The following is a 26,312-nucleotide window of genomic DNA, read 5'->3' as shown; positions in this document are numbered from 1 at the left end:
CGCGCCTTGCAAGGCGCTCGGATTCGCCAGGCACGGAATAGTCCGCAGGGACTATTCCGTGTCCTGGCTCATCCAGTCCAGAATCACCTTGCCGCTCTGGCCCGACAGCATCGCGTCGAAACCCTGGCGGAAGTCCGCCACCGGATACCGGTGGGTCAGGATAGGCGACAGATCCAGGCCGCTTTGCAGCATGGCGACCATCTTGTACCAGGTCTCGAACATCTGGCGGCCATAGATCCCCTTGATCTCCAGACCCTTGAAAATCACCTGGCTCCAGTCGATGCCCACGCCGTCGGGCAGGATGCCCAGCATGGCGATCTTGCCGCCATGGTTCATCTGGTCCAGCATCGAGGCGAAGGCGCTGGGCACGCCTGACATTTCCAGGCCCACGTCGAACCCCTCGGTCATGCCCAATTCGCGCATCACGTCGCGCAGGTTCTCGCGCGACACGTTCACTGTGCGGCTGGCGCCCATGCGGGCGGCCAGGTTCAGACGATAGTCGTTGACGTCGGTGATGACGACGTTGCGCGCGCCCACGTGGCGCGCGATCGCGGCCGCCATGGCGCCGATCGGGCCGGCGCCGGTGATGAGCACATCCTCGCCCACCAGGTCGAACGCCAGCGCCGTATGGGTGGCGTTGCCGTAAGGGTCGAAGATCGCGGCCAGGTCGTCGGACACGTCGTCCGGAATGCGAAAGGCATTGAAGGCCGGGATCGCCAGATAGTCGGCGAAGGCGCCTGGACGGTTCACCCCCACACCCTGGGTGTTGCGGCACAGGTGCCGGCGGCCGGCGCGGCAGTTGCGGCAATGACCGCACGTGATGTGGCCCTCGCCGGACACACGGTCGCCTACCCGGAATCCCTGCACTTCCTGGCCGATCTCGACGACCTCTCCCACATACTCATGGCCCACATGCATGGGCACGGGAATGGTGCGCGCCGCCCAGTCGTCCCATTTCCAGATGTGGATGTCGGTGCCGCAGATGGCGGTCTTGCGGATGCGGATCAGCAGGTCGTTGTGCCCGATGACGGGCTTGGGGACATCCACCAGCTCCAGCCCGACGGCGGGCTGCATTTTGGCCAAGGCTCTCATGAAATCTCCCATCATCCCGCGCCGCGCCTTCGGCTTGCCTGGTTCGCCTTGGGGCGGCCGGCGGCGGAAAAGTCGGATTTAACGGATCACGCCCAGTTCACGGCCCACATGGGCGAAGGCCTGAACGGCGCGGTCGATGTCTTCGGGCATGTGCGCCGCGCTCATCTGGGTGCGGATGCGGGCACGGCCCTTGGGCACCACCGGAAAGGAAAATCCGATCACATAGATGCCCTGCGCCAGCAGCGCATCGGCCATGCGGCCGGCCAAGGCGGCGTCGCCCAGCATGACCGGAATGATCGGGTGTTCTCCAGGCACCAGGTCGAAGCCCAGCGCCTGCATCTCGCGGCGGAAATGCGCACCGTTGCGGTGAACGCGGGCACGCAGTTCGGCGCCTTCGGCGTCCTGGAGCAGTTCCAGGACCCGTCGGGACGCCGCCACGATGGCCGGCGCAAGCGTATTGGAAAACAAGTAGGGACGCGAACGCTGGCGCAGCAGATCGACGATCACGGGATCGGCCGCGACATAGCCGCCCGAGGCGCCGCCGAGCGCCTTGCCCAGCGTTCCAGTCAGAATATGGACCCTGCCCTCGACACCGCAATGCTCCGGCGTGCCGCGCCCGCCCGCGCCCATGAAACCCACGGCATGGGAATCATCCACCATCACCAGGGCATCGAACTCGTCGGCCAGATCGCAGATCGCCGCCAGATCGGCGACGATGCCGTCCATGGAGAACACCCCGTCGGTGGCGATCATGACATGTCGCGCCCCGCCGTCGCGGGCCGCCTGGAGCTGCGCGCGCAGGTCGCCCATGTCGTTGTTGGCGTAGCGGTAGCGACGCGCCTTGCACAGGCGGATGCCATCGATGATGCTGGCATGGTTCAGGGCGTCGCTGACGATGGCGTCCTGTTCGTCAAGCAGGGCCTCGAACAGGCCGCCATTGGCGTCGAAGCAACTGGAATACAGGATGGCGTCCCCCATCCCCAGCCAGCGGGCCAGGTCGGACTCCAGGGCCTTGTGCCCCGTCTGCGTGCCGCAGATGAAGCGCACCGACGCCAGGCCGAACCCGTCGGCTGCGAGGCCGGCGCCGGCCGCCTGGATCAGGCGCGGGTCGTTGGCCAGGCCCAGATAGTTGTTGGCGCAGAAATTCAGCACGTCGGCCCCGTCGGCGAGCCGCACATGCGCGGACTGCTGGCTGGCGATGACACGTTCGGACTTGTAAAAACCGTCTTCGCGCAACCGCCCGATCCGGGCGCGCGCATCCGCAAGGAATTGCTGGGACATGATCCACCTTTTGGGGGAATGCATCGGAATGGGACTACGTGCCGGCATTGTACGCCGCGGCCCGCGCGGCCAGCCCGGGATACGGAACGCCGGGGCGCGGCATGCCCGGATTGTTCACAATCTCTACAATTGATGACAATCCGGCGGGCAGTACAACACTTTGCCATGCGCCGATCGACACTATCATGTCTGCTTTCAGACCCGTTCCAGCGTTCCGGCACGCGCCGGCCCCTCGCCATCCCGGGGCCTTGCGCCGCCGATCCGGACTTCCGGATACCAGACTGAACCTATGGCCTCTCGCGATCGCCCGCACCGCGGCATCCTCGTGCCTGCCCTCGCGCTGTGCCTGGGCATGCATGCGTCGATCGCGCACGCTCTGACCCTGGATGTCGGCATCTATGACCAGAAACCCGACGTCTACATCGCACGGGATGGCCGTCCCGCTGGAATCCTGGGCGAACTGCTGAACGAAATCGCGCGCCGCGAGGGCTGGACGATCCGGACCCAGGCCTGCACCTGGGAACAGTGCATGCGGCTGCTGGCCGACGGCAAGATCGATCTGTTGCCCGACGTCTATTACACGCCGGAACGCGCCCAGGCATTCGGCCTGCATCATGTCCCGGCCATGCATAGCTGGTCCCAGGTCTACGCCCGCACCGACCATGCCCTGCGCTCGATCGAGGATCTGCGGGGCCATTCGATTGCGGTGCTGGCGGGCTCGACCCAGCAGGACTACTTGAAGAGCACCCTGTCGGGCCTGAAAATCGACGCCCGCGCCGACGCCGTGCAGAATCTCGAAATCGGCTTCCAGCGGGTCCAGTCCAAACTGGACGACGCCGTGGCGGCCGATTTCTACGTCGGCGAACTGTTCGCGCAGCAATACAATCTCGTCGCGACGCCCATCATCTTCCAGCCCACTCAGGCCTTCTACGCCGCGCCCAAGGGGCGGCACCCCGAGGTGCTGGCGGCCATCGACCGCCACCTCAGCGCCTGGCAGGCCAAGCCGGGTTCGTTCTACTACCGCACCCTGGACAGCTGGCGCCTGCCGCGCACCCAATCCCTGCTGAGTCGCTACGGCACCTGGATCGTCACCGGCCTGAGCGGATTGCTGGCCCTGACCCTGATCATCACCCTGGCGCTGCGCATCCAGCTCGGCCGCCAGCGACGGCTCCTGCGGCGCACCGAACGCCGCCTGGGCGCGATCCTGGACGCCATCGACGCCTCCGTCAGCATCAAGGACCTGGACCGGCGCTATACCTTCGCCAACCGCAAGCACGAGGAATTCCTGGGCCTGGACGAAGGCCGGCTCATCGGCCTGCGCGACGACGAAGTCCTCGCCGACGCCGACTCCCTGGCCAACATCCGCCGCGGCGACCAGGCCGTCATCGAGTCCAGGGAACGCAGCGTATCCCAGGTGACGGTCCGGCCGCGCAACGGCGAGCCCCGCACCTTTCTGACAATCAAGGCGCCGATGCGCGCCCCGGACGGCGCGTTGGAGGCGATCTGCACGGTCGCCACCGACATCACCGAGCGCCTGCGCGCCGAGGAAACAGCCCACCACCTGGCCGTCTACGACACGCTGACCGGCCTGCCCAACCGGCGCACGGCGCTGGCGCACCTGGCGCAGATGCTGGAGTCGGCCCGCCAGGGGCGACCCATCGGCGCGCTGCTGCTGATCGACCTGGACGGCTTCAAACGGATCAACGACATGCATGGCCACGGCACCGGCGACGAGGTGCTGCGCGGCATCGCGGACCGCTTGCGGGCCAGCGTGCGTGACCGGGATCTGGTGTCGCGCGTCAGCGCCGACGAATTCATCGTGCTGCTCAACGGTCTGGGCGACCACATCAGCGACGCGGCCCGCAACGCCATGCACGTGGCCGAGAAAATACGGCTCGCCATCTGCAACAGCGCATTCTCCATCCAGGACAAGCCCGCCTACGTCACCGGCAGTATCGGCCTGACCCTGATCCAGGGCGAGGGCCAGACCTCCGACACCGTGATGCGCGAGGCCGACATGGCCACCCACCGCGCCAAGCAGCACGGCGGCAACCAGGTCACGTTCTACGAGCGGGGCCTGCAATCCGAGGTCGAGCAGCGGCTCTGGCTGGAGCACGACCTGCTGCAGGCCATCGGTACGCCGAACCTCACGCTGCACGTTCAGCCGCAGTTCGGTCGTGACGGGCGCGTCACCGGCGGCGAACTGCTGGCCCGCTGGAATCACCCCACCCGAGGCGCAGTCTCGCCCGCCCTGTTCATTCCCATCGCCGAGGAAACCGGCCTGATCGGCCTGTTGGGCTCCTGGTCCCTGCGGTTCGCCTGCGACGCACTGCTGGCATTGCAGGAAGCAGGCGAAACCTACCCCCTGTCCCTGAACGTCAGTCCCCGCCGGCTGATGGAACCCCAGTTCATCGAGTCCGTGCGCGACACGCTGGCAAACAAGGGCATCCCCGGCAACCGGCTGATCTTCGAGATCACCGAAGGCGTGCTGATCCAGGACATGCAGGCCGTGGCCCAACGCATGCAGGCGCTGTCCCGGCTGGGCATCCGTTTTTCCATCGACGATTTCGGCACAGGCTATTCCAACCTGGCTTACCTGAAACGCCTGCCGCTGTATGAGCTGAAGATCGACAAGAGCCTCGTCCAGGACATTCCCAACGACAGCGACAGCATCGCCATCGTCCAGTTGATCCTGGCCATGGCCGACCAGCTCAACCTGCGCGTGGTCGCCGAGGGCGTGGAGACCGAATCGCAGTCCCGGTTCCTGTTCGAGCACGACTGCCATGCCCTGCAGGGCTACCTGCTGGCCCGTCCCATGCCGCTCGAGGCATGGCTCGACGTGGTGCGCACGCGGCGGCGGTCCGCGACCGGCGCCGCAGGCTGAAGGCGGCCGGAAAAAAGACAAAAAGAAAGGCCCTGCACGGGCCTTTCGACGGCCGGCCCCGCCGAAGCGGGGCCGGCCACTGGGCGCACAGCCCTACTTGAACATATTGTTGTAATCCTGGTCCGAGGTGCCCGATGACTGGCCGTCGGCTCCGGCGCCGTAGCCGCCGAAATTGCCCGGATCGATGCTGATGTTCTCGATGTTCACCTTGGGCCGGTCGGCCTTGTAGTGGGTGACCATGCCCGGATACAGCAGCACCAGGACCACCATGGCGATCTGGATCACGATGAAGGGAATCGAGCCCCAGTAGATCTGGCCGGTGGTGACCTTGGCGATGGTCTGGCCGGTGACCCGGTCCTGGTAGTCTTCCTTGGGCGCCACCGACCGCAGGTAGAACAGCGCGAAACCGAACGGCGGATGCATGAACGACGTCTGCATGTTCACGGCCAACAGGACGCCCAGCCAGATAAGGTCGATACCCATCTTGTCCGCCACCGGCCCGATCAGCGGCACGATGATGAAGGCCAGTTCGAAGAAGTCCAGGAAGAAGGCCAGGCAGAAGGTCAGGACGCTGACCACGACCAGGAAGCCCATCTGTCCGCCCGGCAGGCCGGTGAGCAGATGCTCGACCCACAAGTCGCCGTTCACGCCGCGGAAGGTCAGGCTGAAGACCGAGGACCCGATCAGGATGAACACCACGAAGCAGGTCAGCGTCGTGGTGGTATCCATGGCCTGGCGCAACAGCTTGAGGTTCAGCCGCCGCTTGATCAACGCCATGATCAGCGCGCCCACCGCCCCCATGGCACCGCCTTCGGTCGGCGTGGCCACGCCGATGAAGATCGTGCCCAGCACCAGGAAGATCAGTGCCAGCGGCGGGATCATGACGAAGGTCACGCGTTCGGCGATCTGCGACAGCAGGCCCAGGCGCAGGATCTTGTTGAGCCCGGCCATGGCAAAGGCCGCCGCGCCCCAGATCAGGATGCTGGTGACGATCAGTTCGTCCACGTGCGCGCCGTCGTCGAGCAGGAACTCCACGCCCGCGATCGACACACCGACCGACACCGCCATGAGCGCCAGCAGCGAGGGAATGCCGTGTCCGCCGTTGGGCTCGACGAAGGTGCGCGCTTCGGGCGGAATGGCGGGCGCCGACTTCGGCTTGAACACGGCCATCGCGACGACGTACAGGACATACAGGCCCGTTAGGGCGAAGCCCGGCAGGAAGGCGCCCTTGTACATGTCGCCGATGGAGCGGCCCAGCTGGTCGGCCAGCACGATCAGCACCAGCGACGGCGGGATGATCTGCGACAACGTGCCCGAGGCCGCGATCACCCCCGTGGCCAGACGACGGTCATAGCCGTAGCGCAGCATGATGGGCAGCGAGATCAGCCCCATCGAGATCACCGAGGCGGACACCACGCCGGTCGTCGCCGCCAGCATCGCGCCCACCAGGACGACCGCGATCGCCAGGCCCCCGCGCAGCGGGCCGAACAGCTGGCCGACGGTCTCGAGCAGGTCCTCGGCCATGCCGGAACGCTCCAGGATCAGGCCCATAAAGGTGAAGAACGGCACCGCCAGCAGGGACTCGTTGGACATGACCCCGAACACGCGCTGCGGCAGGGCCTGGAACAGCGCGGGGGACAGCAGACCCAGGTCGATGCCGATCAGGCCGAACAGGATGCCGTTGGCCGCCAGCGAAAAAGCCACAGGGAAGCCCAGCAGCAGCAGGACCACCAGCATGCCGAACATGATCGGCGCCATATAAGCCAGTAACAATGCTTCCATGGTCAGTGCCCCTCATGCGAGGCGGCCTCGCGCTGTTGCGCCTCGCGGGCGATTTCCTCGGCGAGCAGTTCCTCGGCGGACTTGCCCGTGTGCACATCGCGGGGGTCGGGACACTGGCCGCGCAGGCAGCCGACGCACTTGATCAGGTGCGACAGGCCCGCGCTCACCAGCAGGAAGAAACCGACAGGGATCAGCAGCTTGGCCGGCCAGCGGATCAGGCCGCCAGCGTTCGAGGACTGTTCGTTGTTCACGAAGGCATCCATGAAGAACGGCCAGGACAGCCACATGATGAGCCCGCAGGCGGGCAGCAGAAAGAACAGCACGCCGAAAATTTCGATCCAGAGCTGAGTGCGCCGGGAAAGATGCGAGGCCAGGACGTCAACGCGGACGTGTTCGTTCTTGAGCAGGGTATAGCCGGCCGCCAGCAGGAAGACGGCGCCGAACAGATACCACTGCAATTCAAGCCAGGCGTTGGAACTGACGTTGAACAGCTTGCGTACCGTCGCGTTGGTGGCGCTGACGAGTACCGCAAGCAGGATCAGCCAGGTCACGGCCCGGCCCACGCGGCGATTGACGGCGTCGATCGCTCGCGACAGGGCGAGAAGTGTATTCATGGTGAGAGCCAATGAAAAATGATTACGCCCGGACACGCGCAAGCCCCCACGGGGGGGGCTAGGGCGTGATCGGGTCATGAACGGCCTTCAAAATGACAGGCCGGCACGAGGGTCGATTACTTGGCGGCGGTGGCCATGTATTGGTCGAAGCTGCCTTCGGCGATCCGGAACCAGGGGATTTCGTGGTCGCGGAAACCCATGTAGGCGTCGTGGATCTTCTTGAAGCCGGGATCCTTGGCGGACAGTTCCGCGTAGGTTTCCTGGGCGGCCTTGTAGCAGGCATCCATGACGGGTTTCGGGAAGGCGCGCAGTTTGGCGCCTTCGCCGATCAGGCGCTTGAGCGCGTTGGGGTTCTCGGCGTCGTAGGTGGCGATCATGGTGTTGGTCGCCAGGGCGGAAGCCTGGTCCAGCACGGCCTGGTAGTGCTTGGGCAGCGCTTCGTACTTGTCCTTGTTGACGTACAGGGACACCTGCAGCGTGCCTTCCCACCAGCCCGGGAAGTAGTAGAAGGGCGCCACGCGATGGAAACCCATTTTCTCGTCATCGTAGGGGCCGATCCATTCGGCCGCGTCGATGGTGCCCTTTTCCAGGGACGGGTAGATGTCGCCACCGGCGATCTGCTGCGGCACCACGCCGAGCTTCATCAGCACCGCGCCGGCGAAGGCCGCCGTGCGGAATTTCAGGCCCTTCAGATCGTCGACGGTCTTGATTTCCTTGCGGAACCAGCCGCCCATCTGGGTGCCGGTATAACCGCAGGGGAAATTCACGATGTTGAACTTGGCGAACAGTTCGCGCAGCACGGCCAGGCCGCCGCCATGGCGCACCCAGGCGTTGTACTGGCGGGTGTTCAGGCCGAAAGGCACGGCGCCGTCGAAGCACAGGGACGGATCCTTGCCATAGTAGTAGTAGGACGCGGTATGGCCGCATTCGACCGTGCCGTTCTGCACGCCGTCGAGCACGCCCAGGGCGGGCAGGATTTCGCCGCCGGGGAATGCGCGAATCTGGAACTTGCCGCCGGTCGCCTCGGACACGAACTTGGCGATGTTTTCGCCGCCGGAATAGATGGCGTCGGCGCTGCGCGGGAAGCTGGAGGCGAGGCGCCAGCTGAGGGTGGGCGATTCCTGGGCGAAAGCGGGAGCGGCCAGGGTGGCGCCGCCGGCGGCCGCGCCAAGGGCAGCCTTCTTGAGGAAGGAACGACGTTGCATGAGAGAGAGCCCCTAAGTTGGTTGGTAAACCGGTCTGATGTGCCGTTTTGTAAACGGTCGAGAGCGCGTGAATGATGCACGAAACCTGAAGCTTCACGCAATCAGTAATAACGCCTAGAGTTTTCCTCGATTGAATCTGCCAATTTCCATGACAACAATAGGGGAACCCACCTATGCCGTCGGCTCCAGGGTATTGCCGCCCCCGTGTGCGACAATGCCGATTTGGTCATCACGACCCGCCGGCGTGCCTCCCTCTTCCGACCCCTTCAGCCTGGCCCGGATCGCCCTGCCGGCGTTCGGCCCTTCCCTGCTCTTCGGCCTGGGCGAAGGCGCCATCTACCCGATCCTTGCCCTCAGTGCCCGCGACCTGGGCGCCAGCTCGGCCCAGGCCGGCCTGATCGTGGCCCTGATCGGCATCGGCTCCATGATGGCCAACCTGCCGGCCGCCGCGCTGTCCAACCGCTACGGCGAACGCCGCGCCATGATCGGCGCGGCCGTCTTCAGCCTGGCCGCCCTGGCGCTGTGCCTGGCCGCCCGGACTCCCTGGGTTCTCGGCCTGGGCGTCCTGATGATCGGCCTGGCCAGTTCGGTGTTCCTGCTGGCGCGCCAGACCTACCTGATCGAGGCCGTGCCGCCCCCCATGCGCGCGCGCGCCATGTCCACACTAGGGGGGACCATGCGGGTGGGCCTGTTCGCCGGCCCCTTCATGGCCGCCGGCTTCATCCACCTGATGGGGCTTCCGGGCGCTTACTGGGCCGCCGTCCTGGCTTTCCTGGGGACGGGCATCCTGGCCTTCACCATTCCTGACCTGGAGCCCCGCGACCGCGACACGCGCCGCGAGGCCCCGCGACTGACGCTGAAAGATCTGGCCCGCAGGCACGCGGGCGTCTTTCTGACGCTCGGGGTGGCCACGGCGCTGGTCTCGGCGATCCGGTCCTGCCGTCAGATCGTCATCCCCCTCTGGGCGAACCAGATCGGCCTGGACGCCACGGCGACCGCGCTGATCTACGGGCTCATGGGCGGCGTGGACATGCTGCTGTTCTATCCGGCCGGCCGGATCATGGACCTGCGCGGCCGCCTCTGGGTCGCCCTGCCCTGCATGCTGATCATGGGCGCGAGCCTGGTCGCCATCCCCTGGACGACGGGATTCGCCGGGCTGCTGGCGGTCAGCATGACGCTGGGCGTGGGCAACGGCATCGGCTCGGGCATCATCATGACCATCGGCGCCGATGCGTCGCCATCGGCCGACCGCACCCGGTTCCTGGGCATCTGGCGCCTGATCACCGACCTCGGCGGCGGCGGCGGCCCCTTGCTGATGTCCAGCGTCACCGCCGTCCTGTCGCTCGCCGGCGGCATCACCGCCATCGGCGCCCTGGGCTTCGTCGCCGCCTGGATGTTCTGGCGCTGGCTGCCCCGCAAAACCGCCTTCCCCTGACGCCCCCATGCCGCCGCACGCCGCCCCCGAATCCCGCGCCGCCGATGCCCCGGTGCGCGCCGCCTTGTTCCTGGTGCTGGTCGGCATGTGCGCTGCGCTGCACATCTGGAAGGTCCCTCCCGCACTGCCCCAATTGCAAGCCGAATTCCGGCTCGGCCTGGTGCAATCGGGCTTCCTGCTGTCGGCCGTGCAGCTCGGCGGACTGGTCCTCGGCCTGCCGATCGCGCTGGTGGCCGAACGCGTCGGCCTGCGCCGCTGCGTCCTGAGCGGACTGGCCATCCTGGCAACCGCGTCGACACTGGGAGCCTGGCTGGATTCCGGCCTGCTGGTGCTGCTGTTCCGCGCCGCGGAGGGCTGCGGCGTCCTGATGGTGGCCATGCCGATCCCCGCATTGATCCGTCGCCTCGTGCCGCCGGACCGTCTGAGCCGCGTCATGGGCCTGTGGGGCAGCTACATGCCGCTGGGTACCGTGGCCATCCTGCTCGCGGGGTCCTGGATTCTGAGCCTGGGCACCTGGCAACTGCTCTGGTCGCTGCTGGCGGCGCTGACCCTGTGCTGCCTGCTGCTCACCCTGCGCCTCGTGCCGCCCGACCCCGCCCCCGATGCGGGCCGGCCCCGGGATTCCCTGGCACGTTTGGCACGCACGACCCTGGGATCGGCGAATGTCTGGCTGGTCGCCCTGATCTTCGGCCTGTACGCGGGCCAATGGATGGCGGTGATCGGTTTTCTGCCGACCATCTATGCCGCCCAGGGTATCGGCGGCGCCACGGCGGGTCTGCTGACGGCCATCGTCGCGGGCGCCAACGCGATCGGCAATCTGTCCGCGGGCCGCCTGCTGCATCATGGCGTGGCGGGCTGGCGACTGCTGGTGGCCGGGCTGGCGACCATGATCCTGTGCGCCTGGGCCGCGTTCGGCGCCGGCCTGCCGGCCCAGGGCCAGTTCGTGGCCGTGCTGATGTTTTCCATGGTGGGCGGTCTGGTGCCGACCACCCTGTTCGTGCTGGGACTGACCCTGGCCCCCAGTCCTCAGACCGCCTCGACGACCATTGGCTGGATGCAGCAATGCTCGTCCCTGGGCCAGTTCGTCGGGCCGCCCTTCGTGGCCTGGGTGGTCAACCGTGCCGGCGGCGACTGGCAATGGACCTGGACCGCCACCGCCTCCTTCGCGTCGGCCGGCATCGTCCTGGCGATCATGATCGGCCTGCGGACGCGATCCGCCACGCCTACACGATAGACGGCACAGGCAGGCCCGACTGCGCCCAGTCCACCGGCGCGACCACGGGCATGACACGGCAGGGGCAATCCGGCTCGGCCAGATTCACCCGACGCTCGGGGATGGCGTGACTCCAGCGGATCGAATAGAAGATCTTCACCACGGGCAGCTCGGGCGTGCCGGGATTCTGCGCCACCACCAGGCCCAGTTCACTCTGCGTCAGGCTGATGATGGAACCCACCGGATAGCGCCCCACCGTGCGCACGAAGGCGCCCAGGAGGTCCATGTCGAACTGTCCCGAGGACTGCAACATCTTGAACAGCGCGAAGGCCGGGTCCCAGCCCTTCTTGAAGGGCCGTGTCGAGATGACTTCATCGTAGTAATTGCAGATGGCCGCCATCCGGGCCAGCAGACTGATGTCCTCGCCCGCCAGGCCGTCTGGAAACCCCTGGCCATCGAAGCGCTCGTGGTGATGCAGGCAGACGTCGATCACCTCGGGCGGCACGTTCGAATCCCGGCTCAGCGCCTCGGCGCCGGCTTGCGGATGCTTGCGCTGCAATTCCTCGCAGGGCGGAACCGGGCGACCGAGCTTGCCGGATATCGCTGCGGCATCGCCGATCTTGCCGATGTCGTGCAGCAGACCGGCCATGCCGGCCAGGCGGATCTGCTCGTCGGACAGTCCCAGGGTCCGCGCCAGGGCGGTCATCAGCGCCGATACGGCCACCGAATGCGCATACAGATACTGATCGGCGCGCTTGATCCGGGCCAGGCTGGTCAGCGCGTCGGGATGGCCGTCGATGGAGTCGGCCATGTCCTGGACCAGATCCTCGATCTGTCGCAGATCGATCTTGCCCCCCAGGTCCGCCTCGTCGAACAATTGCTGGACCTGTTGCCGCGAGCCTTCGATGATGTCCCTGGCATCGTCGAAGGCCTGCTGCTCCGACGTGGCGGACGGGGGTTCGGCATCGGGTGCGCGCGCGGACTGCTGATTCGCCTCGGGCACGGCCTGGGTGCCGGCAGCGGCGGGCACGTCCACCCCCCTGCTGGTGTCGATCAGCACCCATTCCAGCTTCGATTCCCGCAAACTGCGCAGCTTGCGCTCGTTCTGTATCAGGAAACGCGAACGCCAGAAAGCATGGTCCAGGAAGGAAGCGCCCAGGTCATGCACGTACATGCCGACGCACAATTGGGACACAGGGACTTTTTTGATCATGCGGAAATTCCGGAAAACAGGCGGAGACGGGCTCAGGCGGTCCCGGCGCCCCGCGGGTGGACGCCTGGGTCGTCGAGGCCTTCCCATCGCGGCCCGGGCACGGGTATGTCGAAGAGTTCCAGCACACGGCACACAGTATGGTCGATCAGGTCGTCCAGCGTGGCCGGGCGCAGGTAGAACGCCGGCAGCGGCGGGAAGATCACCCCCCCCATCTCGGTCACTGCCGTCATGTTGCGCAAATGCGCCAGATTGAAGGGGGTTTCCCTCACCATCAGCACCAGCCGGCGGCGCTCTTTGAGGGTCACGTCCGCCGCCCGCGTAATCAGATTGTCCGACAGGCCGAACGCCACGGCCGCCAGCGTCCGCATGGAGCAGGGCGCCACCACCATGCCGGCCGTGCGGAAGCTGCCGCTGGCCAGCACCGCGCCCACATCCCGGTGGCTGTGAACATGGTCGGCCATCGCATGCACCGCCTGGCGATCCAGGCCCAACTCGTGGCGCACGTTCAGCACACCCGAGGGCGACATGACGAGATGGGTTTCCACCCCGCCGTGTTCCCGTGCGATTTCGAGCAGTCGGGTGGCGTATCGAACGCCTGTCGCGCCGCTGATGCCGACGACCAGGCGCTTGACTGGTTCAGAGGGCCCCTTGGGGGGATTCACTCGATCGCCCCGGCGTCCTTCAGCAACTGGGCCAATTCGCCGTTCTGGTGCATTTCATTCATGATGTCGGTGCCGCCGATGAACTCGCCCTTGACGTAGAGCTGGGGAATCGTCGGCCAGTTGGCATAGTCCTTGATGCCCTGACGGACTTCCGGGTCTTCCAGCACGTTGACGGTCACCAGCTTGGTGACGCCGGTTTCCTTCAGGACCTGGATCGCGCGGCCGGAAAAGCCGCACTGGGGAAACTGGGCCGTTCCCTTCATGAACAGGACGACCGGGTGGCCGGTGACCGTTTCACGGATGAAATTCTGGACTTCGGATTGCACTGCTTCGCTCATGGTGGTCTCGCTTGAAAATGCCCCCACGCCACGCCTTCGGCTTGCTGCCGCCCCGAGGGGGCGCTTTTGCCTTGGGACGCACTGGTGGCAAAAAAATCAGGTTGGCATACATCCACGGGTCACGCGTTCGATGCCGGACAGATCCCGCTCGCTGGCGACGTCGGCGAACCCCTGACGCAAAAACAGGGACCGGACGGCCGCCGCCTGGTCCCAACCGTGCTCCACGCACAGGATCCCACCCGGCGACAGATGATCCGGCGCACCCCGCACGATCTCGCGCAAGTCACGCAAGCCATCCGCGCCATCGGTCAGGGCGTCCCGGGGTTCAAAACGCAGGTCTCCCCGCCCCAGGTGCGCATCCCGCGCGTCGATATACGGCGGGTTCGAGACAATCAGATCGAATTGCTTTGAACCCAACTCTGTATCGTACCAATTCCCAAATGAAAACAATAGTTTTGCCCCCAGGACGCGTGCGTTCTTTTGCGCCACGTCCAGCGCTTCGGCACTCTGGTCGGTGGCCCGCACCCGCGCGTCGGGCCGCTCCAGCGCCAGGGTGACCGCCACGATGCCGCTGCCCGTACCCAGATCCAGCACATGAGGCTCACGCACATCCCGGATGGCACGCAGGCCGCATTCGACCAGCAACTCGGTGTCCGGCCGGGGGATCAGCACCGCCGGGGTGACCAGGAAATCGCGTCCGAAGAACTCCCGATGCCCCAGGATGTAGGCAATGGGCTCGCCCGCCAGCCGGCGAGCCTCCAGTGTCCGGTAGGCGTCGATTTTCGCCGGCTCCAGGGAGTCCGCGTCGTGCGCAATCAGCCAGGCGCGCGGCACGCCCAGCACCCGCTGCCACAGCAGGTGGGCTTCCAGGCGCGGCAGCGGGCTGGCCGCCAGGGCTTCGCGCAAGGTCAGGCTCATTCCAGCGCCAGCGCGGCGAGCTGTTCGGCCTGGTGTTCTGCCAGCAGCGCGTCGGTCAACTCGCCCAGTTCGCCGTCCATCACCTGCGCCAGTTTGTACAGGGTCAGATTGATGCGATGGTCGGTGACGCGCCCCTGCGGAAAATTGTAGGTGCGGATGCGTTCCGAACGGTCCCCGGAACCCACCAGGCTCTTGCGCTGGGCGGCCTCACGGGCATGGACTTCCTGCTGCTGGCGGTCCTTCAGGCGGGCGGCCAGCACCTGCATGGCCTTGTCCTTGTTACGGTGCTGCGAACGGTCATCCTGGCATTCCACCACCAGGCCGCTCGGCAGGTGGGTGATGCGCACCGCCGAATCGGTCTTGTTGATGTGCTGTCCGCCCGCCCCGCTGGCGCGGAACGTGTCGATGCGCAGTTCGTTGGGATCGATCCGGATGTCGGCCTGCGGATCGGCCTCGGGCATCACGGCGACCGTGCAGGCCGACGTGTGCACACGCCCCTGCGATTCGGTCTCGGGCACCCGCTGGACGCGGTGGGCGCCGGACTCGAACTTCAGCCGGCCATAGACGCCGTCGCCCTCGACATGGGCGATGACTTCCTTGTAGCCACCCAGTTCGGACGGGCTTTCGGACATCAGTTCCACCCGCCATCCCCGGATTTCCGCGTAGCGGGTATACATGCGCAGCAGATCGCCCGCGAACAGGGCGCTCTCGTCGCCCCCCGTGCCGGCGCGGATTTCCAGGAAGACGCTGCGGTCGTCATCCGGGTTCTTCGGCAGCAGCAGGATCCGCAATTCGTCTTCCAGCGCCTCGATGCGGGCGTCGGCGCCCGACAGCTCTTCCTCGGCCAGCGCCTTCATGTCGGGATCGGACAGCATGTCACGGGCCGCGTCCCGGTCGTCGCACGCCCGCCGCCAGGACTCGAAGACCCGCACCACGGGCTCCAGTTCGGCGCGTTCGCGGGTCCATTTGCGGAAACGATCCATGTCGTCGGCGCTGTCCGGCTCGGCCAGCAGGGCGTCGATCTCGGCCAGTCGGTGGACGAGCTGTTCCAGGCGGCTGCGCATCGAACTTTTCATGAAGGGAGGTTCCGGGGAATCACAAAGAAGCCGGTACCCGGTCCCGCGCGGGACCGGATCGGCACGAAGGGGGGAGGATCGCCGCTACCGGCGGCGGGCGCCGGATTCTGGCAGCAGGCGGGGCAGCAGCGTCAGCAATTGGTCGCGTTCGGCACCCTCGCTGCGATTCAGCGCGGCCAGGGGGCCATGCATGTACTTGTGGGTCAGGCTGTGCGCGAGGAGTTCGAGGACGGCTTCCGGATCGTCGCCGCGGGCCAGCAGCCGCCGGGCACGGTCCAGTTCGGACAGACGCAGGGCGTCGGCGCTTTGCTGGTAATCGATGATCGCCGGCACGATGGCGCGATTGCTGAGCCAGTGCATGAAATGCCGCACCCGGGCCTCGATGATGGCCTCGGCCTGGACCACGGCGGCGCGGCGCGCGTCGGTGCCCGATTGCACCATGCGGCCCAGGTCGTCGACCGTGTAAAGATAAACGTCGGCCAGACGGCCGGCTTCGGGCTCGATGTCGCGCGGCACGGCCAGGTCGACCATCACCATGGGGCGGTGGCGGCGCGCGCGCGCAGCCCTTTCCACCATCCCCAGTCCGAGGATGGGCAGGGACGAGGCCGTACAGGAGACAACCACGTCGAATTCGGCCAGATGGTCCGGCAGTTCCGAGAGTTTCAGCGTACGCGCGTCGAACTGGGACGCCAGGGCCTCGGCGCGCTCCAGCGTGCGGTTGGCCACCGCGATCTGGCGCGGCCGCACCGCCGCAAAGTGCGTGGCACAGAGTTCGATCATCTCACCCGCGCCGATGAACAGCACGTTGCTACAGGACAGATCCCCCAGCACGCGCTCCGTCAGGCGCACGGCGGCGGCGGCCATGGACACCGAATGCGCGCCGATGGCCGTCTGCGAACGGACTTCCTTGGCGACGGAAAAGGTGCGCTGGAACAGCTGGTGCAGCAAGGTGCCGAGCGTACCGGCCTGCTCGGCCGTGCGCACGGCGTCCTTCATCTGGCCCAGGATCTGCGGTTCGCCCAGCACCATGGAATCCAGGCCGCTGGCCACCCGGAAGGCATGGCGCACGGCGTCGTTGCGCTGATACTGGTAGAGATGGGGCGACAGCAGGCCGGTTTCCAGACGATTGAATTCGGCCAGCCAGCCAGGCAGTTCGGTCGCGACGCCGGGGTCGGCCGCACAATAGATTTCCGTGCGGTTGCAGGTGGACAGGATGGCGGCCTCGCGCACGCCGCTGCCGAAGGCGGACCGCAGGGCCGCCAGCGCGGGCTTGACCAGTTCGAGCGGAAACGACACGCGTTCCCGCACCGAAACCGGTGCGGAAACGTGGTTCAAGCCAAAGGTCAGGACGTCGACGGACATGCCCGCAAGAAGTAGTTGCACACAAAGATGGACTGTATTATAGGTCGCCGGGGGCGGCCTTGGAATGGCTGACGTGTCTTTTAGCCACCAATCGTCTGCACCGGATCAAATTTTCATGTATGATTCTGCGTCTTGGCCCGGTAGCTCAGTCGGTAGAGCAGAGGATTGAAAATCCTTGTGTCGGTGGTTCGATTCCGCCCCGGGCCACCAGAATTCAGCGCCCATCCGTTCTCCGGTGGGCGTTTTCATTTGTGTTTCCCGCATGGCACGCGGCGTTCCCGCGCAGTCTGCGGGCGGTCACGGGATCACCGTGCCGCCCACCGCGCATCGGCCAGCTTCGCCGACAGGAACTCCACCAGGGCGCGCACCTTCGGCAAGACGAACTTGCGGGTGGGGTAAATGGCATAGATGCCAAGCTCCATCGAGCGATACTGGGGCAGCACTTCGACCAGTTGCCCGGACGCAAGCTCGCTCTCGATCAAAAAGGTCGGCTGCAACTGGATGCCCGCCCCGCGAACGCACGCTGCCACGCATGTGTCACCGTTGTTGGACCAGACATGGGGGCGCACTTTGACGGTGACGGGGCCCTGTGGGCCGGTGAACCGCCATTGATCACTCATGGCCAGCAAGCTGTAGCCGATCACATCATGCCCGGCGAGCTCGCCCGGATGCCCGGGCGTGCCCCTCCTGCTCAGGTACTCGGGCGACGCGCTCAGTACCAGACGCGTGGAGGCGAGCTTGCGCGAGACGAGGGACGAATCCGGCAGGCGCGCGATCCGCACCGCCAGATCGAAGCCCTCGTCGACCAGGTCCATGATGCGATCGGCCAGTTGCACATCCAGCGTCACTCGCGGATGGGCTTGCATGAACTCGCGCCATAGGGGCGCGAGGTGCCGTATGCCAAAGCTGACGGGAACACTCACCTTCAGCAGACCGCTGGCGGTATGGCTGCGCGTGGAAACCTCCGCTTCCGATTCTTCGATGCGGGCCAGGATCTCGCGCGATCGCGCCAGGAACACCTCGCCCTCGGCGGTCAGCGAAAGCCTGCGCGTCGTGCGATGCAGCAGCCGAACGCCAAGGCGCTGCTCCAGATCGGACACGTACCGCGAGACGGCCGCCTTCGACATGCCCAGCGCCCCGGCGGCCGCCACGAAGCTGCCTGCGTCGACCACCGCCGTGAATACGCGCATCTCCTGATACTTGTCCATAGTTCCGATTTTCTGAACAAACAATCGCAAAAATAGCAGTTTATCTTATTGATGCGGATCAATAAACTTCTTTCCATGCCGGCAATCCGGCATCAATCAGACACCCGCTTCAATAGGAACAGAGATGAAAGTACTCGTCATCGGTGCCGGCAACATGGGCTCCGGCTTCGTCAAGCAACTCAGCGCAGCCGGCCACCAGGTCAGCGTCACGGCACGCAATATGGCCAAGGCCCAGGCTGTGGCCCAACCGTACGGTGCCAAGGCTGTCCCGGCGGCCGGCTCGGCCGATGCGGTGGACGCGGTCGTGCTCGCCACCGGCTACGAACAAGCGGTCGACGCGCTGCGCGGCGTCGGCAAGGTTCAAGGCAAGCCGGTGATCGACATCACCAACCCGCTGACGGCCGATTACATGGGTCTGACGGTTGGCCACAGCACGTCCGCCGCCGAGCAGATCGCCCAGGCCGTGCCTGGCGTCGAACTCGTCAAGGGCTTCAACACCCTCTTCGCCCAGGTCCTTGCCGCAGGCTCGACCCTGAACGGGCAGAAGGTCACCGTGTTCCTGGCCAGCGACGGCGAGCGGGCCAAGCAGACTGCGCGCACGCTGGCGGAAAGCATGGGCTTTGCGGTCGTCGATGCGGGCGGGCTGAAGAACGCGCGCTACCTCGAACCGCTGGCCGGACTGAACATTTACCTCGGCTACGGCGCCGGGCTGGGCACCGGCATCGCACCGACCTGGATTGGCAAGAACTGAAAGGAACCATCATGAGCAACAGCAACATCGTCCAACGCATCCTCGCGACCCGCGCCGGCTGGGGCACGCTGGCCCTGCGCATCCCCGTAGGCATCATCTTTGCCGCCCATGGCGCACAAAAATTGTTCGGCTGGTTCGGCGGCTATGGCCTGGAGGGCACCGGCCAGTGGATGGCTTCGATCGGGCTCGCGCCTGGTTACCTGATGGCACTCCTTGCCGGCAGCACCGAATTTTTCGGCGGCTTGGCGCTGATCGCCGGCCTGCTGGTGCGTCCCGCCTCCGCCGCGCTGGCCTTCGCGATGGTGGTCGCCATCCTCAGCGCCCACCTCGACAAGGGCCTGTTCGTTGCGAACAATGGCTATGAGTTCGCGCTGGCCCTGTTGGCGGTCACTGTGTCGCTGGTCTTTACCGGCGCCGGCCGCGCGTCGCTCGACCGCACGCTCGGCCAGAGGCCGGCCTGAGCCTGGAGCACGATCCGAAGGAGAGCCTCATGGCCACGCTGCCCACTGTCTTCGTCTCGCACGGCGCACCCACGTTCGCAAACGAGCCCGGCCTCGCCGGTGCCCAGTTGCGCGCGCTGGGACAGGCGCTGGACAAGCCCCAGGCCATCCTCGTGGTCTCGCCGCACTGGATGACCCGCTCAGTCGAGATCACAGCCACGGCCCAGCCTGACACTATTCACGACTTCGGCGGATTTCCGCGTGCACTGTATGCGATTCAGTACCCGGTGGCGGGCTCGCCGCAGTTGGCGGCACGGGTAAAGCAAGTCCTGTCGCCTCGCGGAATCACGGCCTCTCTGGACTCGCGGCGCGGCCTGGACCACGGTGCCTGGGTTCCCCTGCTGCACATGTACCCGGATGCCGACGTGCCGGTCGTGCAGGTCTCCATTCCCTTCGACACGGACGAGGCCAAAGCGCTCGCGCTGGGGCGGGCGCTCGCGCCTCTGGCCGCCGAGGGGGTTCTGATCGTCGGCTCCGGCAGTCTCACGCACAACCTGTACGAGTTCCGCATGGGCGATGCCCACGAGGCCGGCTACGCCCGTGAGTTCTCGCTGTGGGTTCGCGATGCCGTCGTACATGGCGACATGCATCGGATCGCCCAGGCGCTGAGGGATGCGCCGCACGCCGCCCGTGCGCACCCCACGACCGAACACTTCTTGCCGCTGCTGGTTGCCGCTGGCGCGGCGGGCGCGCCGACGCCGACCACGGTGCTCGATGGCGGTATCCGCCATGGGGTGCTGGCGATGGAGTCGTATGTGTTTGGCCAACGCGTGACACTGCAAGTCCAGGAGGTCGCCCATGCATGACGGCTCCATCGTGATCGCCACGCCGGCGCAGGCCAGGCACCTGGTGCTCCTGTTCCATGGGTTGGGCTCCTCGGCAGACAACTTCGCGCCCGTCGGTGGCGCGATCGCGCGCGCAAGGCCCGACGCCTTCGTCGTGAGCGTCGACGGGCACCATCCGTCGACGCTGGGCAGCGGCCGCGAATGGTTCTCTGTCGTCGGGATCACTGAAGAAAACCGCCCCGAACGCATTGCCGATGCAATGCCGCTGTTTCAGGAGTCCATCGCGTATTGGCAGAAAGCCAGCGGGATCGGCGCCGGGGACACGACGCTTGCCGGCTTTTCACAAGGGGCCATCATGGCGCTCGAGTCATCGCAAATCGAGCGGCCGCCTGCGGCGCGAGTCGTCGCCCTTGCAGGGCGCTTCGCCCAAGCAGTCCGACGCGCACCGACAGGCCTGAAGTTTCACTTGATCCATGGGGAGCAGGATGGTGTCGTGCCCGCCCGCGCCTCGGTGGAGGCCGCGCGGGCCCTGCAGGCTGCCGGCGGCGATGTGACGCTGGATTTGCTGCCAGGCCTGGGTCACGGCATCGACGCGCGAGCGCTGCGGCTGGCGATCGGATATCTCGACCGCTCGCACCCCTGAACCGTAAGGGCCACCTTGACAGCGCGCCTGATCATTGCAGACAGCGCCTACCTACTGCGGCAGGCGAGTGACTCAGTCTTCAGGCCAGCTGATGGCGGGCAGTTGTTCAAAGGCCGGCTTGGCGAACAGATAGCCCTGGAAATAATGGATACCCAAAGCCCGCAGGGTGCGGTATTCAGCCAGCGTTTCGACGCCCTCCGCAATCACCTCGATCGACAAAGCCTGGCACACCCCCAGAATGCCTTGCACGATGGCATGGCGCACCGGGTTGGTGTCGATGGCGCGCACCAGCTCCATATCGAGCTTGATGATGTCCGGCTGGAACTCCGCCAGCAGATTCAGGCCCGAGTAGCCTGCGCCGAAGTCGTCTATGGCGGTTTTGAAACCACGGCGCCGGTATTCCTGCACGATGCGCTTGAGGTGGTCTTTATCCACCACACGCTCGTTTTCGGTGATTTCGAAAATCAGGTGATTGGTGGGGAACTGGTATTGCCGCGCCGCTTCCAGCGTGGTGCGCAGACAGGCGGCGGGCTCATACACCGCATTAGGCAAAAAATTGATGCTGACGCCGCAGTCCACGCCCAACTGGGCCGCCAGGCGGACGGCGCTGACGCGGCAGGCCTGGTCGAACTGGTAGCGGATCTCGTCGTTCACCTGGCCCAGGATTTCAGCCGCGCCACGGCCATCCAGGCCCCGGACCAACGCTTCGTAGGCGAATACCTTGCGGCTGCGCACGTCCACGATCGGCTGAAACGCCATGCTGAAATCGATCGGCAGCGGCGGCCGGTCCTGGCAGGACTTGCAAGGCGCCATGGACGAGTTCTGAGGGGTGACCATTGCCGGATTCTACTATAGCCCCCCTGGCGTGCGTCATTCCTTCAACTTTAAAAAGATCGGTTGGCATCCGATGCTGGCCGCTGACCCATCCGGGCGCCACGAAGGCTCTTTTTTTGGCACAATGAATTCGAGTGTTCGCGTTGTCCGATACCCGAACGACCCTGAGGCTCGTGGCCGCCGCCTGGAGCCAGGCCCATCACGCCCATGCGGAAAAAAACCTACACGCCCGACGCCAACTTCATCGACCTCCTCATGGACGCGGTGTTCGCGGTCGATGTCGATGCACACGTCGTGTTCGCCAGCGCGGCATGCGAACGCATCTTCGGATACACCCCGGACGAGATGATCGGCATGAACATGTTCGACCTCATGGTGCCGGAAGACCGCGAGCGGACCCGGCAGTCGGTCAACATGATCATGGCCGGCCACCCTCAGCTTCACTTCGAAAATCGCTATGTCCGCAAGGATGGACGCATCGTCGACCTCATGTGGACGACACGCTGGTCGCCCACCGATCAGGTGCGGATCGGCGTGGCGCGGGACATCACCGAACGCAAGCGCGCCGAGCTGGTTCAGACTTCCCTCTATGCGATCTCCGAAGCGACGCACAGGGTCGGCGACCTGCTCGCACTGATTCAGCGCATCCACCAGATCGTCGGCACTTTGCTTCCGGCAGACAATTTTTCTGTCGCGCTTTACGATCAAGAAACAGGATTGCTGGACTTCCCCTATTACGCGGACCGATACAACGCCACGCCCGGCCCCTGCGCACCACTGCCCGGAACGCTGTACGCGCGGATCCTGCAGAGCGGGCAGCCGCTCCTGCTGTCGCAGGAAACCGGCATGACCGATGAGCCTGGCATGCGGGTCGGCCCGAGGCCGCTTTGCCTGCTGGGGGTTCCGCTCAAATCGCATCATGGCACCATCGGCGTGCTGTTGCTCAAGAGCTATCCGGACGGCACCCGCTACAACGAGAAAGACCAGGCGCTGCTTCAGTTCATCTCCGCCCAGATCGCCACCGCCATAGAAAGTCAGCGGATGCAGGCCCGACTGCAACATATGGCGCAATACGACCAACTGACCGGGTTGCCCAACCGCGGACTGCTGTACGACCGGCTCACGACGGCCCTGTCCATGGCACGCCGGGCAAGCGAACGATTGTCTGTGCTTTATCTCGACCTGGACCGGTTCAAGCCGGTCAACGACACCCTGGGCCATAGCGTGGGCGACCTGCTGCTGGAAGAAGTCGCTCGCCGTCTGAAACAATGCGTGCGAGAGTCGGATACGGTCGCGCGCATTGGGGGCGATGAATTCGTCGTGCTTCTTCAGCGCGTGCCCGGTCCCGGACAGGCCGCCACGGTCGCGTCGAAGATCCGCGACGCGATGCGCCATCCGTTCTCACTGGACGGACACTCGCTGAACATCGCGCCAAGCATCGGGATCGCGCACTATCCCGAACACGGCGAGCTGCCGCAACAACTCCTCAAACATGCCGACCAGGCCATGTACCAGGCCAAGCGCAAAAGGAAGCGGAAGGCGGGAGAACCCGTGTGACCACATCCAGCACACACCGGACGCCCCACTCGCCACCCGATCGCCCCCGCCTGCTCTTGTTCAACAAGCCCTTCGGCGTGCTGACCCAGTTCAGCGACACCCAGGGTCGCGCCACGCTGAAGGACTTCGTCGACGTGCCGGGCGTCTACCCGGCCGGACGGCTGGATCGCGACAGCGAAGGCCTGCTCCTGCTGACCGACGACGGCCGCCTGCAGGCCCGCATCGCCGACCCACGGCACAAGATGGAAAAGACCTACTGGGTACAGGTCGAAGGCGAGCCGGCCGAACACCAGTTGCAACGCCTGCGCGACGGCCTGGACCTGAAGGACGGTCCAACCCTGCCCGCCCAGGCCCGCCTGCTGGCGGACCCGCGGCTCTGGCCGCGCGACCCGCCGGTACGTTTCCGCAAGAGCATCCCGACCGCATGGATGGAAATCACCATCCGCGAAGGCCGCAACCGCCAGGTGCGGCGCATGACCGCCGCCGTGGGCCTGCCGACCTTGCGTCTGGTGCGCACGCGCATCGGGCCTTGGCGCCTCGAAGACCTGCGGCCCGGCATGTGGTGCGAAGCCACCCCTTGAGCGCCGCCACCGCGACGGAACCCACGGGCGGATGCCAGGGGACAGTGTCGCGCGGTGTCCGGACCGGCGGGCCGGCCGTGGATCAGTCTTCGATGCGCTGCGCCAGCGCCCAGGTCACATGCTCGCGCACCAGGGCGCTTTCATGATCGACGCGGCTGAGCAAAGCGGCGCGCAGTTCCCCGGCCTGCGCCGGATCGGCTGCGCGCAGCGCATTGCCCAGCGCCACGGCGATGTTGCGCAGCCAGCGCTCGTGATTGATGCGCCGGACCGGCCCGCCCTCGGTCCGCTTGAGGAATGTCTCCTCGTCCCAGGCGAACAATTCGACGAGCCGGCGGCCGACCAGCGGCGCGCGCTCGTCGAAATCGGGCAGTTCCGTGGTCTGCGCGTACTTGTTCCAGGGACAGATCGTCTGGCAATCGTCGCAGCCGTAGATGTGATTGCCCATCAACGGGCGCAGGGCCTCGGGAATGGGGCCGTGGTTCTCTATGGTGAGATAGGAAATGCAGCGGCGCGCGTCCACCACGCCGGGTGCCACGATGGCGCCCGTGGGGCAGACATCGATGCAGGCGGTGCAGGTGCCGCAATGTGCGCTCACCGGATCGGTCGGCGCCAGCGCGAAGTCCACGAAGATCTCGCCCAGGAAGAACATCGACCCGGCATCGCGCGAGAGCACCAGGGAATGCTTGCCGCGCCAGCCCAGGCCGCTGCGGCTGGCCAGCTCCTTTTCCAGCACAGGCGCCGAATCGGAAAAGACGCGATAGCCGAACGGCCCGACCAGCGCCTGGATCTGGTCGCAGAGCTTTTGCAGGCGCGCGCGCACGACCTTGTGATAGTCGCGGCCACGGGCATAGAGCGACACCACGCCCTCGCCGGGATCGTTCAGCCGCGCGAGTTCACGGTCCTGCCAGCCGGGCTCGGTGCCACGCGGCAGATACGGCATGCGCGCGGTGATCACGCTCACCGTGCCGGGCACCAGTTCGGCCGGCCGCGCGCGCTTGAGGCCATGCCGCTCCATATAGTCCAGATCGCCGTGATAACCCTGGGCGAGCCATTGCAGCAGACGCGGTTCGGCCGAAGACAGATCCACCCCCGAGACACCGATCCCGGAGAAACCCAGTTCCTGGGCCCAGGCCCGTATCTGGTGGATCCATTGACTGTTCGCGCTCATCGGGAAATTATAGGGAAATCATTCCGTGCCCATGGCAATCGCGCGCCATTTCCGCCCGTCACGCGCGAAAATAGAGACCGACCCTGACCGAGGAAAAGGACCATGACCATCAAAGCCTACGGCGCCCATGCGGGCAATCTCCCCCTCGAACCCATCGACATCGCCCGCCGCGCACCGGGCGCGCACGACGTGAAAATCGACATCGCTTATTGCGGCGTGTGCCATTCGGACCTGCACCAGGTGCGCGCCGAATGGGCGGGCACCCGCTATCCCTGCGTGCCGGGCCACGAGATCGTGGGCCGCGTCTCGGCGGTGGGCGCGCACGTGTCGGGTCACCAGGTCGGCGACCTGGTCGGCGTGGGCTGCATCGTCGATAGCTGCCAGCACTGCGACGACTGCGAAGACGGACTGGAGAATTATTGCGATCACATGATCGGCACCTACAACGCCCCCACGCCCGACGCGCCCGGCCACACGCTGGGCGGCTATTCCCAGCAGATCGTGGTGCATGAGCGCTATGTGCTGCGCGTCCGACATCCCGAGGCGCAACTGGCCGCCGTGGCGCCGCTGCTGTGCGCGGGCATCACCACCTATTCGCCGCTGCGCCACTGGCGGGTGGGGCCGGGCCACACCGTGGGCGTGGTCGGCATCGGCGGCCTGGGCCACATGGGCATCAAGCTGGCGCATGCGATGGGCGCGCACGTGGTGGCGTTCACGACCTCGGAGTCCAAGCGCGAGGCGGCCCGCGCACTGGGCGCGCACGAAGTCGTGGTGTCGCGCAACGCCGACGAGATGGCCGCGCACGCCAAACGCCTCGATTTCATCCTGAACACGGTGGCGGCGCCGCACGACCTCGACGCGTTCTTCACGCTGCTCAAGCGCGACGGCACGATGACGCTGGTGGGCGCGCCGGCCTCGCCGCATCCTTCGCCCACTGTGTTCAATCTGATCATGAAGCGCCGCAGCCTGGCCGGCTCGATGATCGGCGGCATCCCCGAGACGCAGGAAATGCTGGATTTCTGCGCCGAACACGGCATCGTCGCCGACATCGAGATGATTCGCGCCGACCAGATCAACGCAGCCTACGAACGGATGCTCCAGGGCGACGTGAAGTACCGCTTCGTCATCGACTGCGCATCGCTCGCGGGCTGAGCCGCGGCGTCGCGCCAGTCAAACCAGCCGGGAGCGCATACCATGCGATTGCGGATAC

24 protein-coding genes and 1 tRNA gene are annotated in these 26,312 nt (G+C 66.0%); 11 read left to right on the top strand and 14 right to left on the bottom strand.

What is annotated here, in order from left to right; translation table 11 throughout:
• Positions 1-51: 51 nt before the first annotated feature.
• Positions 52-1,092, bottom strand: coding sequence for an L-threonine 3-dehydrogenase (tdh, locus tag O4H32_RS03295; protein WP_269356650.1), 1,041 nt, complete (start codon positions 1,090-1,092; stop codon positions 52-54).
• Between the two features lie 78 nt (positions 1,093-1,170).
• Complete coding sequence (locus O4H32_RS03290) at positions 1,171-2,373, bottom strand: glycine C-acetyltransferase (RefSeq protein ID WP_269356648.1); 1,203 nt, start codon at positions 2,371-2,373, stop codon at positions 1,171-1,173.
• A 289-nt stretch (positions 2,374-2,662) separates the two neighbouring features.
• Between O4H32_RS03290 and O4H32_RS03285 the strand changes: the two genes are divergently transcribed.
• Complete coding sequence (locus O4H32_RS03285; RefSeq protein WP_269356646.1) at positions 2,663-5,257, top strand: EAL domain-containing protein; 2,595 nt, start codon at positions 2,663-2,665, stop codon at positions 5,255-5,257.
• Positions 5,258-5,350: 93 nt separating this feature from the next.
• Here the strand turns inward: O4H32_RS03285 and O4H32_RS03280 are convergent, their stop codons facing one another.
• From O4H32_RS03280 to O4H32_RS03270, 3 genes are all read right to left on the bottom strand, one after another.
• Positions 5,351-7,039 carry a TRAP transporter large permease gene (locus O4H32_RS03280; protein WP_269356644.1) on the bottom strand — a complete coding sequence of 563 codons (1,689 nt, stop codon included), beginning with the start codon at positions 7,037-7,039 and terminating at the stop codon, positions 5,351-5,353.
• 2 nt (positions 7,040-7,041) lie between these two features.
• A complete protein-coding gene (locus tag O4H32_RS03275) occupies positions 7,042-7,653 on the bottom strand; it encodes a TRAP transporter small permease subunit (RefSeq protein WP_269356642.1) in 612 nt (203 codons plus the stop codon).
• Positions 7,654-7,769: 116 nt separating this feature from the next.
• On the bottom strand, positions 7,770-8,858 hold the full coding sequence (locus O4H32_RS03270) for a TRAP transporter substrate-binding protein (protein ID WP_269356640.1): 1,089 nt from the start codon (positions 8,856-8,858) through the stop codon (positions 7,770-7,772).
• A gap of 244 nt (positions 8,859-9,102) precedes the next feature.
• Here O4H32_RS03270 and O4H32_RS03265 point away from each other — a divergent pair, with 244 nt between their 5' ends.
• Positions 9,103-10,293 carry an MFS transporter gene (locus O4H32_RS03265; RefSeq protein WP_407932596.1) on the top strand — a complete coding sequence of 397 codons (1,191 nt, stop codon included), beginning with the start codon at positions 9,103-9,105 and terminating at the stop codon, positions 10,291-10,293.
• A 7-nt stretch (positions 10,294-10,300) separates the two neighbouring features.
• Positions 10,301-11,527: an MFS transporter gene (locus O4H32_RS03260; protein WP_269356636.1), complete on the top strand. Its 1,227-nt coding sequence runs from the start codon at positions 10,301-10,303 to the stop codon at positions 11,525-11,527.
• Here O4H32_RS03260 and O4H32_RS03255 read toward each other — a convergent pair.
• The 6 genes from O4H32_RS03255 to hemA form a co-directional block, all read right to left on the bottom strand.
• On the bottom strand, positions 11,517-12,719 hold the full coding sequence (locus O4H32_RS03255) for an HD-GYP domain-containing protein (RefSeq protein ID WP_269356635.1): 1,203 nt from the start codon (positions 12,717-12,719) through the stop codon (positions 11,517-11,519). The two genes, O4H32_RS03260 and O4H32_RS03255, sit on opposite strands and share 11 nt — an antisense overlap.
• Before the next feature lie 32 nt (positions 12,720-12,751).
• Complete coding sequence (locus O4H32_RS03250; protein WP_269356633.1) at positions 12,752-13,381, bottom strand: UbiX family flavin prenyltransferase; 630 nt, start codon at positions 13,379-13,381, stop codon at positions 12,752-12,754.
• Positions 13,378-13,719: a Grx4 family monothiol glutaredoxin gene (grxD, locus tag O4H32_RS03245; protein ID WP_269356631.1), complete on the bottom strand. Its 342-nt coding sequence runs from the start codon at positions 13,717-13,719 to the stop codon at positions 13,378-13,380. The genes O4H32_RS03250 and grxD overlap by 4 nt, the downstream gene beginning before the upstream one ends.
• A gap of 96 nt (positions 13,720-13,815) precedes the next feature.
• Positions 13,816-14,637 (bottom strand): peptide chain release factor N(5)-glutamine methyltransferase, encoded by an 822-nt coding sequence (gene prmC / locus O4H32_RS03240; RefSeq protein WP_269356629.1) that lies wholly within the window; start codon positions 14,635-14,637, stop codon positions 13,816-13,818.
• Entirely contained in the window at positions 14,634-15,713 is a 1,080-nt protein-coding gene (gene prfA / locus O4H32_RS03235; RefSeq protein ID WP_269356627.1) for a peptide chain release factor 1, read from the bottom strand. Before prfA ends, prmC begins: the two co-directional genes overlap by 4 nt.
• A gap of 84 nt (positions 15,714-15,797) precedes the next feature.
• On the bottom strand, positions 15,798-17,075 hold the full coding sequence (gene hemA, locus O4H32_RS03230) for a glutamyl-tRNA reductase (RefSeq protein ID WP_269356625.1): 1,278 nt from the start codon (positions 17,073-17,075) through the stop codon (positions 15,798-15,800).
• 134 nt (positions 17,076-17,209) lie between these two features.
• Here hemA and O4H32_RS03225 point away from each other — a divergent pair.
• A tRNA-Phe gene (locus O4H32_RS03225) sits at positions 17,210-17,285 on the top strand.
• 95 nt (positions 17,286-17,380) lie between these two features.
• Here O4H32_RS03225 and O4H32_RS03220 read toward each other — a convergent pair.
• A complete protein-coding gene (locus tag O4H32_RS03220; protein ID WP_269356623.1) occupies positions 17,381-18,283 on the bottom strand; it encodes a LysR family transcriptional regulator in 903 nt (300 codons plus the stop codon).
• A 124-nt stretch (positions 18,284-18,407) separates the two neighbouring features.
• On the opposite strand from O4H32_RS03220, the gene O4H32_RS03215 reads away from it, so the two are divergent.
• From O4H32_RS03215 to ypfH, 4 genes are read left to right on the top strand one after another with little or no spacing between them, the layout of a single operon-like run.
• On the top strand, positions 18,408-19,034 hold the full coding sequence (locus O4H32_RS03215; RefSeq protein WP_269356622.1) for an NADPH-dependent F420 reductase: 627 nt from the start codon (positions 18,408-18,410) through the stop codon (positions 19,032-19,034).
• An 11-nt stretch (positions 19,035-19,045) separates the two neighbouring features.
• Entirely contained in the window at positions 19,046-19,495 is a 450-nt protein-coding gene (locus O4H32_RS03210; RefSeq protein WP_269356621.1) for a DoxX family protein, read from the top strand.
• A gap of 29 nt (positions 19,496-19,524) precedes the next feature.
• The gene (locus O4H32_RS03205) at positions 19,525-20,340 is read left to right on the top strand and encodes a dioxygenase family protein (RefSeq protein WP_269356619.1); all 816 of its coding nucleotides are present in this window, start codon (positions 19,525-19,527) and stop codon (positions 20,338-20,340) included.
• Positions 20,333-20,962, top strand: a complete 630-nt coding sequence (gene ypfH / locus O4H32_RS03200) for an esterase (RefSeq protein ID WP_269356618.1) — start codon at positions 20,333-20,335, stop codon at positions 20,960-20,962. The genes O4H32_RS03205 and ypfH overlap by 8 nt, the downstream gene beginning before the upstream one ends.
• A 72-nt stretch (positions 20,963-21,034) precedes the next feature.
• Here the strand turns inward: ypfH and O4H32_RS03195 are convergent, their stop codons facing one another.
• A complete protein-coding gene (locus O4H32_RS03195) occupies positions 21,035-21,799 on the bottom strand; it encodes an EAL domain-containing protein (RefSeq protein WP_331284269.1) in 765 nt (254 codons plus the stop codon).
• Between the two features lie 204 nt (positions 21,800-22,003).
• Between O4H32_RS03195 and O4H32_RS03190 the strand changes: the two genes are divergently transcribed.
• Positions 22,004-23,353: a sensor domain-containing protein gene (locus O4H32_RS03190; protein ID WP_269356616.1), complete on the top strand. Its 1,350-nt coding sequence runs from the start codon at positions 22,004-22,006 to the stop codon at positions 23,351-23,353.
• Entirely contained in the window at positions 23,350-23,934 is a 585-nt protein-coding gene (locus tag O4H32_RS03185; RefSeq protein WP_269356613.1) for a pseudouridine synthase, read from the top strand. Before O4H32_RS03190 ends, O4H32_RS03185 begins: the two co-directional genes overlap by 4 nt.
• Before the next feature lie 82 nt (positions 23,935-24,016).
• Here the strand turns inward: O4H32_RS03185 and queG are convergent, their stop codons facing one another.
• Positions 24,017-25,102, bottom strand: coding sequence for a tRNA epoxyqueuosine(34) reductase QueG (gene queG, locus O4H32_RS03180; RefSeq protein WP_269356612.1), 1,086 nt, complete (start codon positions 25,100-25,102; stop codon positions 24,017-24,019).
• 102 nt (positions 25,103-25,204) lie between these two features.
• Here queG and O4H32_RS03175 point away from each other — a divergent pair, with 102 nt between their 5' ends.
• Positions 25,205-26,254, top strand: a complete 1,050-nt coding sequence (locus tag O4H32_RS03175; RefSeq protein ID WP_269356611.1) for an NAD(P)-dependent alcohol dehydrogenase — start codon at positions 25,205-25,207, stop codon at positions 26,252-26,254.
• Positions 26,255-26,312: the final 58 nt, after the last annotated feature.

The sequence above is a fragment of the Castellaniella denitrificans genome, assembly GCF_027214045.1.
Lineage (GTDB): Bacteria > Pseudomonadota > Gammaproteobacteria > Burkholderiales > Burkholderiaceae_B > Castellaniella > Castellaniella denitrificans_A.
This window is presented reverse-complemented; position numbering and strand designations above follow the sequence as displayed.

Coding starts and splice junctions, on each gene's coding strand:
- prfA (WP_269356627.1), bottom strand. CDS start 15,713: ATGAAAAGTTCGATGCGCAGCCGCCTGGAACAGCTCGTCCACCGACTG.
- O4H32_RS03275 (WP_269356642.1), bottom strand. CDS start 7,653: ATGAATACACTTCTCGCCCTGTCGCGAGCGATCGACGCCGTCAATCGC.
- queG (WP_269356612.1), bottom strand. CDS start 25,102: ATGAGCGCGAACAGTCAATGGATCCACCAGATACGGGCCTGGGCCCAG.
- O4H32_RS03210 (WP_269356621.1), top strand. CDS start 19,046: ATGAGCAACAGCAACATCGTCCAACGCATCCTCGCGACCCGCGCCGGC.
- O4H32_RS03195 (WP_331284269.1), bottom strand. CDS start 21,799: ATGGTCACCCCTCAGAACTCGTCCATGGCGCCTTGCAAGTCCTGCCAG.
- O4H32_RS03190 (WP_269356616.1), top strand. CDS start 22,004: ATGCGGAAAAAAACCTACACGCCCGACGCCAACTTCATCGACCTCCTC.
- O4H32_RS03220 (WP_269356623.1), bottom strand. CDS start 18,283: ATGGACAAGTATCAGGAGATGCGCGTATTCACGGCGGTGGTCGACGCA.
- O4H32_RS03175 (WP_269356611.1), top strand. CDS start 25,205: ATGACCATCAAAGCCTACGGCGCCCATGCGGGCAATCTCCCCCTCGAA.
- O4H32_RS03260 (WP_269356636.1), top strand. CDS start 10,301: ATGCCGCCGCACGCCGCCCCCGAATCCCGCGCCGCCGATGCCCCGGTG.
- O4H32_RS03270 (WP_269356640.1), bottom strand. CDS start 8,858: ATGCAACGTCGTTCCTTCCTCAAGAAGGCTGCCCTTGGCGCGGCCGCC.
- tdh (WP_269356650.1), bottom strand. CDS start 1,092: ATGAGAGCCTTGGCCAAAATGCAGCCCGCCGTCGGGCTGGAGCTGGTG.
- O4H32_RS03280 (WP_269356644.1), bottom strand. CDS start 7,039: ATGGAAGCATTGTTACTGGCTTATATGGCGCCGATCATGTTCGGCATG.
- ypfH (WP_269356618.1), top strand. CDS start 20,333: ATGCATGACGGCTCCATCGTGATCGCCACGCCGGCGCAGGCCAGGCAC.
- O4H32_RS03255 (WP_269356635.1), bottom strand. CDS start 12,719: ATGATCAAAAAAGTCCCTGTGTCCCAATTGTGCGTCGGCATGTACGTG.
- prmC (WP_269356629.1), bottom strand. CDS start 14,637: ATGAGCCTGACCTTGCGCGAAGCCCTGGCGGCCAGCCCGCTGCCGCGC.
- O4H32_RS03205 (WP_269356619.1), top strand. CDS start 19,525: ATGGCCACGCTGCCCACTGTCTTCGTCTCGCACGGCGCACCCACGTTC.
- O4H32_RS03285 (WP_269356646.1), top strand. CDS start 2,663: ATGGCCTCTCGCGATCGCCCGCACCGCGGCATCCTCGTGCCTGCCCTC.
- grxD (WP_269356631.1), bottom strand. CDS start 13,719: ATGAGCGAAGCAGTGCAATCCGAAGTCCAGAATTTCATCCGTGAAACG.
- hemA (WP_269356625.1), bottom strand. CDS start 17,075: ATGTCCGTCGACGTCCTGACCTTTGGCTTGAACCACGTTTCCGCACCG.
- O4H32_RS03290 (WP_269356648.1), bottom strand. CDS start 2,373: ATGTCCCAGCAATTCCTTGCGGATGCGCGCGCCCGGATCGGGCGGTTG.
- O4H32_RS03215 (WP_269356622.1), top strand. CDS start 18,408: ATGAAAGTACTCGTCATCGGTGCCGGCAACATGGGCTCCGGCTTCGTC.